This window comes from uncultured Pseudoalteromonas sp. (genome assembly GCF_963922945.1).
Lineage (GTDB): Bacteria > Pseudomonadota > Gammaproteobacteria > Enterobacterales > Alteromonadaceae > Pseudoalteromonas.
Genome location: NZ_CAWUKC010000012.1, coordinates 1 through 13,310 on the forward strand (window position 1 = coordinate 1; position 13,310 = coordinate 13,310).

The 13,310-nt window shown below is 41.2% G+C and carries 13 protein-coding genes; all 13 read right to left on the minus strand.

All coding sequences use genetic code 11. The features are described 5' to 3' along the window. Nucleotides 1-81: 81 nt before the first annotated feature. The 13 genes from AABI99_RS04425 to rbfA all read right to left on the minus strand — a co-directional run bounded on the left by AABI99_RS04425 (nt 82) and on the right by rbfA (nt 13,275). Entirely contained in the window at nt 82-579 is a 498-nt protein-coding gene (locus AABI99_RS04425) for a DUF2059 domain-containing protein (RefSeq protein WP_338363764.1), read from the minus strand. 325 nt (nt 580-904) lie between these two features. Then, nucleotides 905-1,237 carry a Na+/H+ antiporter subunit G gene (locus AABI99_RS04430; RefSeq protein WP_338363766.1) on the minus strand — a complete coding sequence of 111 codons (333 nt, stop codon included), beginning with the start codon at nt 1,235-1,237 and terminating at the stop codon, nt 905-907. Between the two features lie 9 nt (nt 1,238-1,246). Then, complete coding sequence (locus AABI99_RS04435) at nt 1,247-1,516, minus strand: K+/H+ antiporter subunit F (protein ID WP_013464545.1); 270 nt, start codon at nt 1,514-1,516, stop codon at nt 1,247-1,249. After that, nucleotides 1,510-2,046 carry a Na+/H+ antiporter subunit E gene (locus AABI99_RS04440; RefSeq protein ID WP_338363778.1) on the minus strand — a complete coding sequence of 179 codons (537 nt, stop codon included), beginning with the start codon at nt 2,044-2,046 and terminating at the stop codon, nt 1,510-1,512. The genes AABI99_RS04435 and AABI99_RS04440 overlap by 7 nt, the downstream gene beginning before the upstream one ends. Further along, nucleotides 2,046-3,563, minus strand: a complete 1,518-nt coding sequence (locus AABI99_RS04445) for a monovalent cation/H+ antiporter subunit D (protein ID WP_338363781.1) — start codon at nt 3,561-3,563, stop codon at nt 2,046-2,048. Before AABI99_RS04445 ends, AABI99_RS04440 begins: the two co-directional genes overlap by 1 nt. Beyond that, nucleotides 3,560-3,913 carry a Na+/H+ antiporter subunit C gene (locus AABI99_RS04450; protein WP_338363783.1) on the minus strand — a complete coding sequence of 118 codons (354 nt, stop codon included), beginning with the start codon at nt 3,911-3,913 and terminating at the stop codon, nt 3,560-3,562. Before AABI99_RS04450 ends, AABI99_RS04445 begins: the two co-directional genes overlap by 4 nt. Next, a complete protein-coding gene (locus AABI99_RS04455) occupies nt 3,913-6,705 on the minus strand; it encodes a monovalent cation/H+ antiporter subunit A (RefSeq protein ID WP_338363787.1) in 2,793 nt (930 codons plus the stop codon). Before AABI99_RS04455 ends, AABI99_RS04450 begins: the two co-directional genes overlap by 1 nt. Nucleotides 6,706-6,888: 183 nt before the next feature. After that, entirely contained in the window at nt 6,889-8,028 is a 1,140-nt protein-coding gene (locus AABI99_RS04460) for a hypothetical protein (protein ID WP_338363789.1), read from the minus strand. A 34-nt stretch (nt 8,029-8,062) separates the two neighbouring features. Continuing rightward, nucleotides 8,063-8,941 (minus strand): lipoprotein NlpI, encoded by an 879-nt coding sequence (gene nlpI / locus AABI99_RS04465; RefSeq protein ID WP_338363791.1) that lies wholly within the window; start codon nt 8,939-8,941, stop codon nt 8,063-8,065. A 140-nt stretch (nt 8,942-9,081) separates the two neighbouring features. Continuing rightward, nucleotides 9,082-11,208: a polyribonucleotide nucleotidyltransferase gene (pnp, locus tag AABI99_RS04470; protein ID WP_338363793.1), complete on the minus strand. Its 2,127-nt coding sequence runs from the start codon at nt 11,206-11,208 to the stop codon at nt 9,082-9,084. Between the two features lie 336 nt (nt 11,209-11,544). Then, nucleotides 11,545-11,814 (minus strand): 30S ribosomal protein S15, encoded by a 270-nt coding sequence (gene rpsO, locus AABI99_RS04475; RefSeq protein WP_004585888.1) that lies wholly within the window; start codon nt 11,812-11,814, stop codon nt 11,545-11,547. A 109-nt stretch (nt 11,815-11,923) separates the two neighbouring features. Continuing rightward, the gene (truB, locus tag AABI99_RS04480; RefSeq protein ID WP_338363800.1) at nt 11,924-12,868 is read right to left on the minus strand and encodes a tRNA pseudouridine(55) synthase TruB; all 945 of its coding nucleotides are present in this window, start codon (nt 12,866-12,868) and stop codon (nt 11,924-11,926) included. After that, nucleotides 12,868-13,275 (minus strand): 30S ribosome-binding factor RbfA, encoded by a 408-nt coding sequence (rbfA, locus tag AABI99_RS04485; protein ID WP_338363802.1) that lies wholly within the window; start codon nt 13,273-13,275, stop codon nt 12,868-12,870. Before rbfA ends, truB begins: the two co-directional genes overlap by 1 nt. Between the last annotated feature and the right edge of the window lie 35 nt (nt 13,276-13,310).

The window sequence follows — 13,310 nt, forward strand, 5'->3', positions numbered from 1 at the left end:
GCCCACTAGGTTACAAACCTCGCGCCGCGATTTGATCGCCCCTAGATTGAACAAATTTCAATCCGCAAAGATCAACACGCCCTAATTTTCTTGTTGGCGAGAGGCTTTTAGCTCTTCACTTAGCTTGCCTGCTATATCTTGAATTTTTGGCATTGCATCTTGCACTAAGCTTTGCGACATTTGCATAGACTCTTGCATAACTACAGGCATTTTTTTGAGAATTTTTTGCCCTGTTTCAGTTTTATAAAACGCCAGCATATCGGCAATTTCTTGCTCGCTAAAATGTTTGTCATAGACATTCACCATCATTGGCTGCATCTTTTTCCAGCTCATTTCGGTTTTAAGTACGTTAGTCATATCTGCATAGTATTTATCAAAAATAGCTTGCTCAGAGGGCTTAACTCCCATTTGTGCAGACATATTTTTCATCATGCCCTCAACCTGCCCGTACATAGAGTCAACCATAGCATCCATGTTCATCACGGTAATTAGCTCATCTATTTTTTGCTGCTTAGTTGCCTCGTCAGCCAATACGCTGCCAGAAAGCAAAAGTAACGAAAGTAATAGTGTTTTAACCATTATTATATCCTTAAACATTAAAAGTAAGAGGCATACTCACATGATTAATACCAATGCGCAATAATACTTACTCATTTTGGTGGGCTAGTCGTGTCGCTACTTACGTTAAAAATTCTCATTCACGACTGCATGGATGCAAAGGTAGAGCAATTGCTGAGAACAACTTAATAGCTAATTTTTTGCCTTGCTGTCAATACGTTTATCCACCCTCAAAATAGAGCACTTAATTATGCGCATTAATATAAAATAGTTTGTGAATGCGTAAACCCATACTAAAAAGGCCAAATAAAACATGCTTATCTGGCCTTTTTATCAGTTCTCTGGGCTAATCGTCTTCTACGTTATCAAGCCCTTTTGTGCCTTCTTTGGCTTTGAGTTTATGGTGAATTGCTGACTTTATTAACATATACCCACTAATAGGGGCAGTAATTAACAAAAACACGGTAATTAAAATCTCTTTTACGCTTAATGTGTGCGCCAAGCTTGCAAAGAACACCATAGCTGCGATTAATATACTGGCCATGCCTAGTGTTGTTGCTTTAGTTGGGCCATGTAAGCGCATGTAAAAATCGGGCAATTTTATTAAACCCAGCGATCCTATTAAAATAAATAGTCCACCAAAAAGTAGTAATATTGATACAACCCATTCGCTTATCATTTTAATGTCCTATTCAATTATGTCACCGCGTAGTAAATATTTGCACACAGCAACAGTACTAATAAATCCAAGCATAGCTATAAGCAAAGCAGCTTCAAAATACAAACCTGTACCCATACTAATGCTGTATAAAATAATTAGCGCGATTACGTTTATATACATAGTATCCAGTGCCAAGATACGGTCAGGCACCGAAGGGCCTATAATAAGCCGCCATAAATTAAGTAATAACGATAAGCCGATCATTGAAAAAACAATAAGTAATACTGTATCTAACATTGAAAAATCTCCTTTAGGGGAGCTTCATAGCGTTGTTTAATTTGTTTGATAAGTGCCTCTTCATCTTTTAAATCAAGCACGTGTATAAGTAGGTAACGTTGCTTTGGTACCTCACCTTCGCTAAGCGACTCAGGTATTGGGTATACCTCGGCGCTTACTGTACCTGGTGTGAGTGAAACACAACTGGCAAGAATAGTAATAGGCATATCATGCTTCAAATCTATCGGTACTTTTACAAAAGCAGGACGTAGTTTTTTAGCTGGGCCGAGTATTAACAAAGCAACTTGCAAGTTAGCTACCACTATATCGTAAAGGACAATAAGCAATTGCTTAAGTGCCAAACCAGGTTTGAGTATTAATGGTTGCGGATCGCGTAATGAAAAGCTCAATAGCGGTATAAATATCGCAAAAAATGTAGCTAATACGAGATGACCTGGCGATACACTATTATTTAATAATAACCAAATTAAAAACAAGAACAAACTACGAAACGGCGTTGGCAACCAACGATACCGGGCTTGTAATCTCATTACTTGCCTCCTTTCATGACTGCGTTAATGCCACCACTAATGTCGTGCAACTGCGTAGCAGCACTGACCATGTATTCGCTTATTGAACCGCCGAAAACAACTAACAAAGGTGAACATGCAAGAAGCCCTACAATTATTGCTACCTGTAGCGGATGAGCATTTGTGCCATCGCTACTCTCTGTCTTAGTGCCTTTTCTTTCCCAAAACATACTTGTACCAGCACGAGAAAGTGCTACTAATAAAACAAAGCTAGCAATTAAGTACACAGGCCAAAAGAGTAAGGCTTGCTCGCTATTTAAGGTTGTTTTGAGGATCCAAACTTTACCTACAAACCCAGATAACGGAGGCATGCCTACCACAGTTAAAACGGCAATCACAAAACATGCACCTAACAAGTATGGCTGGCTCACAGCACGCCCTGGTACAAGTCTATCCCCTACTTTACCTCTTTGTGTGGCAATAAGATCTGCTAACAAAAACAGTGCTGCGCTAACTAATGTTGAGTGCACCAAATAATATAATAGTGCGGCTGTTGCGGTTACATTTTGTAGTGCGATTAAGGCCACGAGTGTGCCAACAGAAACAACAACGAGATTTGCGGTCAATTTACGTAAATCTTGCGCAGCCATTACGCCAATTGCACCAACCACTATAGTAGCAATGGCTAAGCCCCATAACCACGATTGCGCCATATGCTCAAGCTCACCGGCTTGCTCTCCAAAAATAACTGTGTATACACGCAACATAGCGTATACGCCGACCTTGGTCATAATTGCAAACAAAGCAGCAACCACAGGTTTTGCACTAGCATAGGTATTTGGCAGCCATAAATGCAAAGGAAGGAGTGCAGCTTTTAAAGCAAATACGACCAATAGTAATAAGCCACCAGCTTTAGCTAAATAAACGTCATCACCGGTTAATAACGCAACTTTTTGCGTCATATCAGCAATATTTAATGTGCCAAGTACACCATATAAGATGCCTAAACCAATCAAAAATACACTTGAGCCAACCAAGTTTAATATTACATACTGAAGTGCTGCCCGGGTATTTTGCTTATCTCCTGCATGCATAAGTAATGAGTATGAAGCAATTAATAGTACTTCAAAAAATACAAACACATTAAACAAATCACCCGTTAAAAACGCGCCGTTAACACCTAATATTAAAAAGTGAACTAAAGGGTGAAAAAAGTTTCCTTTTGCATCATCGCCCGCACAGCCATATAAAATCACCCCCATTCCTAAAAAGGATGTAAGGGCAACCAATAACGTAGATAGCATATCGGCTACAAGCACAATGCCAAAAGGAGCCGACCAATTACCAATGGCATATACACTGATACCACTGTTATAAATGTGGACTAACAACACAGCGCTGATAACAAAAGTAACAATCGCTAAAATTGATGAAGCAATACGGCGAATACGTAAACTTTTACCGCACGGTGGCAAAAGTAATATTACCGCCGCAAGCATGGGTAACAAAATAGGCAAAGAAGTAAAATGCTGAATCATTTTTGCTCCTTGCTATCAGCTGCGCTACTGGTTATTTGGCCATCGACGTGATCGCTCCCTAGATCGGCTCTACCACGTATTGCTAAAATAACCACAAACGCAGTCATTGCAAAGCCAATCACAATCGCCGTAAGCACCAAGGCTTGAGGCAAAGGGTCTGCATATTCAGTACCAGTCCCAAGTACAACGGCTTTATTAATTGTTAAACGACCTGCAGAAAACAAAAATAAGTTAACGGCATAGGAAATCATAGTAAGCCCAAGCACTACCGGAAACGTACGGGCTCTTAGCAGTAAAAACACACCGCAACTAACTAATACACCAACGCAAGATGCGTACAATAGCTCCATTAAATATTTACCTCTTTTTTCTGGGTATCTGCTGTCATGTTGCCAAGGCTTGCTAATATCATTAACGTGGCGCCAACCACGGTTAAATAAACGCCTAAATCAAACACAATTGCACTGGCTAGCTCTGTTTTGCCGATATATGGAATATCAAAATAATCAAACCACGTTGTTAAAAATGGTCTATCAAAGAACCAGCTACCTAAACCTGTAAACAAGGCAATACCGATGCCTGACGCAATAATTTTGCGATAATTAACGACAAAGCGCTCGCTTATCCAGGCTGAGCCGTGCGCCATATACTGTAATATAAAGGCGATAGATGTTACTAACCCTGCAATAAAGCCACCACCTGGTAAATTATGACCACGCAAGAAAATATAAGCCGACACTAATAGAGCTAGTGGCAATAGGCTATGTGAAATACTGGCAAGTAATATCGGGTGACGCTCTCTGGCCCATGGACGCCCTTCGCCATCGCTCGCAGGCATAAATAATGGAATACGTGACAGTACTTTGAATATACCTAACGCCGCAATCCCTAACACGGTTATCTCGCCTAGCGTATCAAAGCCCCTAAAATCGACCAAAATAACGTTAACAACATTGGTGCCGCCACCGCCTGTTTTAGCATTGGCAATAAAGAAGTCTGATATTGACTCAAGTGGGCGAGTAAGTAGCGCATAACAAATACTTGCCACTACAATACCCAGCGTTGAGGCTATACCTAAGTCTCTTAGCACGCGTAACGAGCTAGACTCTTTGGGCGTATGCTGAGGTAAGAAAAAGAGCGCGAGCATTAACAAAATAACGGTAGCCACTTCTACTGTTAACTGCGTAAGGGCTAAGTCAGGCGCAGAAAAACGTGTGAACGCCACTGACACCATAAGCCCTACAATTGAAATCATTAGTAACGCAACCACGCGAGAACGATGCCAAATTACAGTGGCTAATGCACCAATAATCAATAAGCCAGCGCCAATTGCGTTATGAACATCAACAGGCGTGCTAGTCATGGTGCCCGCTAATGCTTGCATTTCAAATAAAGGCCAGCCTGCACACAGCAGCACAACGCCCAGCATAATCACTAAATAACGCTGCAATGAGCCGTTTTCGATATTATTAATTCTTGACTGACACCAAGAGACAGCCGATAGCACCGCGCGTTCAAACGTTTTTTTAGCGTTCAAAGGCGGTAACGATGCTTGAAATTGAAATAGGTATTTGCGGTTAATATAGATAAATAATCCGCCAGCTACCGCCATAGCACTCATGAGCAAGGGTAAATTAAATCCATGCCATAAAGCTACCACATACTCTGGCATAGCCTTACCGAGCACCGATGATGAGGCCGCTGACAAAATACCGCCCACAATAAAGTGCGGAAAAATACCTACGAGCAAACAAATGACAACTAAGATTTCTATTGGCACACGCATATAGCGCGGCGGCTCATGTGGAGTTTTTGGTAAATCAATCGGGTCACCGTTAAAAAATACATCGTGTATAAAGCGTGCTGAATAAGCCACAGAAAAGGCACCCGCTATTGTTGCCAGCACAGGAATTAGCCAAGACATCGAGCCAAGCACCTGTTGATGTAAGGTCTCGGCAAAAAACATTTCTTTTGATAAAAAGCCATTAAGCAAAGGTACACCTGCCATTGAAGCTGCCGCGACCATAGCCAGGGTTGCAGTGTACGGTAAAAATCGCCACATACCATTGAGCTTACGCATATCACGCGTACCTGTTTCGTGATCTAGAATACCCGTCGCCATAAATAAAGACGCTTTAAATGTAGCATGGTTAATAATGTGGAATATGGCAGCCACAGTCGCAAGCTCTGTATCTAGCCCTAACAGTAAGGTAATTAAGCCTAAATGGCTGATTGTAGAATAGGCCAGCAAGCCTTTTAAATCATGCTTAAATAGTGCGATATAGGCACCGATCAGTAACGTTGTTAAGCCCGTTAACCCGACTAAAATAAACCACGTATCTGTGCCCGATAACGCAGGGTAAAAGCGCGCGAGCAAAAAGATACCCGCTTTAACCATGGTGGCTGAGTGTAAATAAGCACTAACAGGTGTTGGAGCAGCCATTGCATGAGGTAACCAAAAATGAAATGGAAATTGTGCCGATTTTGTAAATGCGCCTAATAAAACTAGCACTAACGCAACTTCATATAAGTCGTGAGACTGGATAATAGCCCTACTCGCTAAAATAGTATCAAGGTTATAGCTGCCAACAATATCACCGAGCAAAACCAACCCAGCAAGTAACGCTAACCCGCCAGCCCCAGTAACAGCCAGCGCCATACGCGCACCTTTGCGCGCTTCAGATTTATGCCACCAAAAACTAATGAGTAAAAATGAGCTGATGCTTGTCAACTCCCAGAATAACCACAGTTGAATAACGTTATTCGACATAACAATACCCAGCATGGCTGTCATAAATAGCATTAAGTAGCTGTAGAGCTTAGGCATCGAATCGTTGGCGCTTAAGTAATAGCGGGTGTATAAAATAACGAGTAGGCCTATGCCCAAAATCATGAACATAAACAATAAACTAAGACCGTCTAAACGCAGTGATAGATCGAGTCCAAGTGTGGGGATCCATGACAATGAATATCGAATTGTTTCGCCCGCTAAAACCGCAGGTGCATGGTAAAGCGTAATTCCCAACGCAGCCAAAGGAGCAAGGGCTGTTAAACCCGCGCTTTGGTTTCGCGTTAGTTTACCTGTGCATGCAGAAATAACACTGCCAATTAAGGATAACAAGGGTATCCAGAGCAAAGTCATAATATAGGGCCTTTTATTATCATAAGTTTATCAGGGCATCCCTTTTTTGGAGACTTGAAGATGCTTTTACTACCTGTTTTTAAACGACATTAATACTGATAGTTATACTGAAAAACATAGTTTTTGTCTACGAAAAGCGGATCTGTATGGTTGTTTTTTATGCATGATTTAAGGGCTAATTAATTATTTTATTTGCTCGCTTTTAACCCCTTTATTTATCGACGTAGCGCCTCTAGGAGCACGTTTTAAATCTGCTTTAACTATATCTAAGTGATTTAACCAAAGCGCTCTATATTGGTCAGAAAGCCCTAATTGCTGATATTCCATAATAGACCAATTTTCACTCGGCTTATAAGCCACCCCTCCTTTTTGGCAACTTTTTGCCTTATGCCAGCCTTTTGGTCTGTGTCCGTCATCAGAAATATACAAATTGGGTGCAACATAACCACGTTGAGTGCATAACCAAGCCTGTTTCGCCTGTGGCAGAACATATTCATCCTCAAACCCATTAAAGTGCATTAATTCGTGCAAAAACACTGGGTAGGTGGCGGTTGAATTAATATGCATTGTATCGTTAGTAACATTAGCAGTACCGTGCCTTGGCATCATTATTTTAAAGTCAAAATCGTCAAAGCTTAAATTTGTATGCGCAATGGTTTGCATTTCACATCGAGCGGCTTGGTTTTCATTAAGCCCACATTGCACAGCGCCTGCTACATACACAGGTTTGGAAAAGCAAAAAACATTTTTGTGCGGCTCTGGCGTTTGGTTATAAATGGCAATCAGCTCATCTAATTTATTTAATCCCGAGCGATGGTTGCTCATAGTAAGCACGTTGAATAAGCAGTGGGGTTTAGGCTTAATGTCGTCACCTAAAGAGGCAAAGCCAAGTTCACTCACAAATGCGCTAGATACTTTGTTATGGTTAACGCCCAGCTCTAATTTGAGATACTCTTTAGTCGCCCCTTCAGGTAAAAAATTGTTATCGTTAAGAAACGCTAAGTCACTCCAGCGCGAGCGAGCTAGTAGATGTTGAGCGAGCACTTCTCGATGTTCATTAGGTAATTCACTAACGGCACTGCCCCAATATATTTTAGCTGTATTAAGGTGATCACCTTCTAACAGCCTAAGTGAGTATATATATTGCGCTAACGGAATTGAGAGCCGTGCTAATTTAACTAACATACTATCAGGAAGCTGCTCAAGGTGAGCGGTGAAATAAGAAGAGAAATGCCAGTAGCTTTGTGACACATTGGCCTTTGAATTTAATACGTGCCAAAAATCAATGGTGCCACGCTGATTGCCAGAGCCTGATAAAATCAAACACCCGAGCAACAGCGCTGCTAATTTGATATACTTAGCTAGCGTCAGCACCAGCCATCAGCTCAAGCTCCAAACGGGCATATTTATATTCAATAAACTCATGCACGTTCGTGGCTAACGCTAATCTAAAATAATCCGCAGCTAAAAATTGCTGCCCTGCCGCTTGGTGCATTTTTGCTAAATAAAAATACGCCTCGCACAGGCGCTGTGCGTATTCTTGCTCAGATTTAACCCCTTCGCTAATACCCGATAAAAACGTATGCTCACTCATTTCGCCAGTGTAAAGCGAAATTAATTGATAGGCCCATTGTGATTCATCAAGTGCCGCAGCATTGGTTTTGAGTGATTTTAACGCTTGGGCCTTGTCTTCTTGCGATTGGGCAAGATAAAGCCATAATACACGGTAAGGATCGTTTGGAGAACGCGCTAAAAACTCATCAAAATCGCTTTGCGCCAAGTTCGATCTTTCACCATAATACAGTGCAATCCCTCGGTTTAAATAAGCGTATTCATGCTCTTCATTAAGCTCAAGGGCTGAGTCAAAAAACTCATACGCTTTATCGTACTGCTGCATAAGAGTATGTTGAATACCTAGAAAGTTGTACACTTCGGCTAAGTCAGGCTTTAATTTAATTGCGCGATTAAAATCGATGCGCGATAACGTGGTCATGCCTAAGCTGTCAAATAATACCCCGCGGTCGTAATAAAGTTTAGCTTGCTGCTCGGTACTTAAATCGGCCCTATTTAATAGTTCAGAATAGCGTGCGATTGCAATTTCGCTTCTAAAATCAGACGCTAAAGGCGCAGTAAATGGCACATTAACAATCGGCGTAGGTTTTGATTCAGTCGTGGTTTGGCAAGCGCTTAAAGACAAAATAGCAAAAGATGCCAAAGCTAAATGTTTGAGTATCATTAAAATCCTTAATACCAAGATATATCGCAATAAAAATAAGACAGACCTTGTCTAATAAGGTTTCATTAAAGCATAAAAAAAGGGGCTAAACAGCCCCTTTTTTATTATCCCGTGTATATTAACGGGTTAAAGTTTAGCAATTATGCGTCTTTTGACTCATCAGCTGCAGGTGCTGCTGATTCCATTGCTTCTTTAATGCTTAGACGTACACGGCCTTGGCGGTCTACTTCTAGTACTTTAACTTTAACTTCTTGACCTTCACTTAAGTGGTCAGTTACGTTGTTAACACGCTCAGTGCTGATTTGAGAAATATGCACTAGGCCATCTTTACCAGGAAGAATGTTTACAAACGCACCAAAGTCAACAATACGTACAACTTTACCAGTGTAGATAGTACCTACTTCTAGTTCAGCCGTTAATTGCTCAATACGAGTAATCGCATCTTGTGCGCTTTGACCGTCTGTTGCAGCAATCTTAATTGTACCGTCGTCTTCAATTTCAATTGTTGTGCCTGTCTCTTCAGTAAGTTGACGGATAGTAGCACCGCCTTTACCAATAACTTCAGCAATCTTCTTAGCAGGGATTTGCATAGTGTAGATACGAGGAGCAAACATTGATAATTCTTCAGAAGGTGCAGAAATCGCTTCGTCCATCACACCTAAAATGTGTAAACGTGCTGCTTTTGCTTGTTTAAGCGCAATTTGCATGATTTCTTTTGTGATACCTTCAATCTTGATATCCATTTGTAGTGCAGTAATACCGGTAGTAGTACCTGCTACTTTAAAGTCCATGTCACCTAAGTGATCTTCGTCACCTAAGATATCTGAAAGAACAACAAATTTCTCATCTTCTTTAACTAGACCCATCGCGATACCCGCAACAGACGCTTTGATTGGAACACCTGCATTCATAAGTGCTAGTGATGTACCACATACAGATGCCATTGAAGATGAACCGTTAGATTCAGTGATTTCAGATACAACACGGATAGAGTATGGGAACTCAGTCAGTGTAGGCATTACAGCTTGAATACCACGCTTAGCAAGGTTACCGTGACCAATTTCACGACGCTTAGGAGAACCTACAAAACCCGTTTCACCTACACAGAATGGAGGGAAATTGTAGTTAAGCATAAAGTGGTTTTTGTGAGTACCCGTCAAATCATCGATTAACTGTGAATCACGTTCTGTACCAAGTGTTGCTGTAACAAGTGCTTGTGTTTCTCCACGAGTAAAGATTGCAGAACCATGAGTACGAGGTAATACGCCCGTCATAACATCTAGTGCACGGATCATATCTGGTTCACGACCATCAATACGTTTTTCACCTGCCGTAATACGACCACGTACAATTTTCTTCTCTAAAGAACCAAATACTTTACCAACTTCTTGCTTATCAAGTGTTTCATCTTCAGCAAGTTCACTTGTAAGTGTTTCAATTACAGCGTCTTTGGCTGCAGTTAATGCTTCTTTACGCGCTACTTTATCAGTAATACGGTACGCTTCGCCTACTTTATCAGCAGCAAGTTCAGCTACTTTTTCTTCAAGCGATACGTTTTTCTCAGGTGCAGTCCAATCCCATGTAGGCTTGCCGGCTTCTGCTTTAAACTCGTTAATTGCATTAATAATAGCTTGTGATTGCTCGTGGCCGTATACAACCGCACCAAGCATTACGTCTTCTGCTAGTACATCAGCTTCTGATTCAACCATTAGTACTGCGTTATCAGTACCTGCAACAACTAAATCAAGTTGGCTCTCTTCTAGCTCTTTTAGCGTCGGGTTAAGTACGTACTCACCGTTGATGTAACCAACACGAGATGCACCGATTGGACCATTGAATGGGATACCTGAGATAGCAAGTGCAGCTGAAGTACCAATCATTGCAACCATATCAGGTTGGATTTCAGGGTTAACAGACACAACTGTTGCAATAACTTGTACTTCGTTTACGAAGCCATTAGGGAAAAGTGGACGAATCGGGCGGTCAATAAGACGTGCAATTAGTGTTTCACCATCGTTAGGGCGACCTTCGCGCTTTAAGAAACCGCCAGGAATACGACCTGCAGCGTACATACGCTCTTGGTAGTTAACTGTTAGTGGGAAAAAATCTTGGCCAGGTTGAGCTTCGCGCTTACCAACAACAGTTACTAATACTGACGTGTCGCCGATGCTTGCTAATACCGCGCCGTCTGCCTGACGTGCGATTGCACCTGTTTCTAGGGTAACTGTGTGTTGACCTAGTTGAAATTCTTTAATAATTGCTTGCACTTAAAATATTCCTTAAATGTTTTTGTATTTCATTAAGTAAGTGTCATTAAAAGGGCCAATTACAGTACATAATTGTATTCATTTGGAAATCAATTAAGTACTACAATTGGCAAAATTTTTAATGACTGCAGATAACCTATTTATCTACGCGCATAGTATATACCAAAGCAACGTAAAATTGCGAGCCTACCAAAAGATAAAACACAATCGCATTGCCTTTGTCATTTTTTGTTTTGTGTTTGTATATAAAGGTGTTTAATTTAACCAAGAATAAGCAAATTAAATTTGGGGCACAAAAAAAGGAGCTATAAAGCTCCTTTTTTCGTAATCAAGTTCTTAGCGACGTAGGCCAAGCTCTTGGATTAACGCAGTATAACGCGAGATGTCTTTACCTTTAAGGTAATCAAGCAGTTTACGGCGAGTACTTACTTTACGAAGCAGACCACGACGTGAGTGGAAGTCATGCTTGTGGTCAGCAAAGTGACCTTGAAGCTTGTTGATATCAAAAGTAAGTAAAGCTACTTGTACTTCAGGTGAACCAGTGTCGCCTTCAGCACGTGCAAATTTAGCAATGATATCGATTTTTTCTTGATTGCTTAGTGACATAATAACTCCAAAAGTTAAATTAAATAGGTGTTTTAGCCGATCACTAATTCAGCCAAAACGATTGAGCGGGCATATTCTACCAACTATGAGGATAACTACAAGTGAAAGTTTACTCAGGCTGCTGATTAGACAAGCCACGCTTTGATTTTAAGTGCCCGTCAGGGTTACGCTCACCGGTGCCAATAAATATCCCGTCTGCAAGCACTTTTATAGCACCCTCTGGTAAATCGACACCTAAAACAACAGCTTGGCCGTGGCTAAACGCAACGCCTTGCTCTTTACTTATTTCAACCACAGGTAAATCAACCAAGGCGCTATCCATAGGCAATAGCAGTTCATCAAGGTATGTAGAAGGGGCAACCTCCTCTTCTTTAGCCTTCGCTAATAGAGTTTCAAGGTGCTCAAGCGAGACCATTTTGTCTTTAGGATAATGGCCGACCGCCGAGCGATGCAACATAATAACATGTGCGCCACAGCCTAGGTTTTCACCTAAATCATCTACAATGGTACGGATGTATGTACCCTTAGATACATGCGCAGTCATTTGCACTTCGTTATTTACCTCGTCAAACTCATCAAGCGACAAACTAAACACGTTTATTTTTCGACATTTTCGCGGTACTTCAATGCCTTCACGGGCATATTTATATAAAGGTTTACCTTCATATTTAAGTGCCGAGTACATTGATGGATACTGATCTGACTCGCCTAAAAACTTTTCAATTTCTGCAGCTAACTGTTCCGTGGTGACGTTTACATCGCGGGTTTCCACCACTTCGCCATCTGAATCAGAGGTAGTTGTTCGCTCCCCTAGTTTTGCTCTTACCACATAGGTTTTATCTGTATCGAGCAAGAACTGGGTAAATTTAGTCGCTTCACCAAAGCAAATAGGCAGCATGCCAGTGGCCAGTGGATCTAGCGCACCGGTATGACCTGCTTTTTGAGCAAAATAAATACCTTTAGCTTGCTGTAGGGCTTTGTTCGACGAAATGCCTTGCGGTTTGTTTAACAACAAAATACCATCAATCGGACGGCCTTTACTGCGTCTAGCCATTAGTCTTTAGTGCCTTCTTCGCTATCAGTTTCATCATCAACATGTTTAGCGTTATCTTCGCGTATAACCGAGTCCACTAAGTTAGAGATACGCATCCCTTCCATGAGTGAGTTATCTACTACAAACTTAAGCTCAGGCATTATACGCGCACGAATACGCTTACCCAGTAACGAACGAATATAGCCCGTTGCTTCATTAAGTATTTTTGCGCTTTCTTTTGCTTTGTTCTCATCTTCGGTATTAAACACCGTAATAAAAACTTTTGCGTAAGATAAATCGCGCGATACTTCTACCGCAGACACTGTCACCATGCCTAAGCGCGGATCTTTAATTTCGCGTTGTAAAATAACAGCAACTTCTTTTTGAATTTGCTGAGCAACACGATCAGTGCGAGAAAATTCTCTCATGATTGTTTTCCTAAAATCATAACTTACTGAATTAA

What these genes read in the sequence shown, in the direction of transcription:
- AABI99_RS04425 (WP_338363764.1), bottom strand. Translation starts at nt 579, where the DNA reads ATGGTTAAAACACTATTACTTTCGTTACTTTTGCTTTCTGGCAGCGTA.
- truB (WP_338363800.1), bottom strand. Translation starts at nt 12,868, where the DNA reads ATGGCTAGACGCAGTAAAGGCCGTCCGATTGATGGTATTTTGTTGTTA.
- AABI99_RS04430 (WP_338363766.1), bottom strand. Translation starts at nt 1,237, where the DNA reads ATGATAAGCGAATGGGTTGTATCAATATTACTACTTTTTGGTGGACTA.
- AABI99_RS04445 (WP_338363781.1), bottom strand. Translation starts at nt 3,563, where the DNA reads ATGATTCAGCATTTTACTTCTTTGCCTATTTTGTTACCCATGCTTGCG.
- rpsO (WP_004585888.1), bottom strand. Translation starts at nt 11,814, where the DNA reads ATGTCACTAAGCAATCAAGAAAAAATCGATATCATTGCTAAATTTGCA.
- AABI99_RS04440 (WP_338363778.1), bottom strand. Translation starts at nt 2,046, where the DNA reads ATGAGATTACAAGCCCGGTATCGTTGGTTGCCAACGCCGTTTCGTAGT.
- rbfA (WP_338363802.1), bottom strand. Translation starts at nt 13,275, where the DNA reads ATGAGAGAATTTTCTCGCACTGATCGTGTTGCTCAGCAAATTCAAAAA.
- AABI99_RS04450 (WP_338363783.1), bottom strand. Translation starts at nt 3,913, where the DNA reads ATGGAGCTATTGTACGCATCTTGCGTTGGTGTATTAGTTAGTTGCGGT.
- AABI99_RS04455 (WP_338363787.1), bottom strand. Translation starts at nt 6,705, where the DNA reads ATGACTTTGCTCTGGATACCCTTGTTATCCTTAATTGGCAGTGTTATT.
- nlpI (WP_338363791.1), bottom strand. Translation starts at nt 8,941, where the DNA reads ATGATACTCAAACATTTAGCTTTGGCATCTTTTGCTATTTTGTCTTTA.
- AABI99_RS04435 (WP_013464545.1), bottom strand. Translation starts at nt 1,516, where the DNA reads ATGTTAGATACAGTATTACTTATTGTTTTTTCAATGATCGGCTTATCG.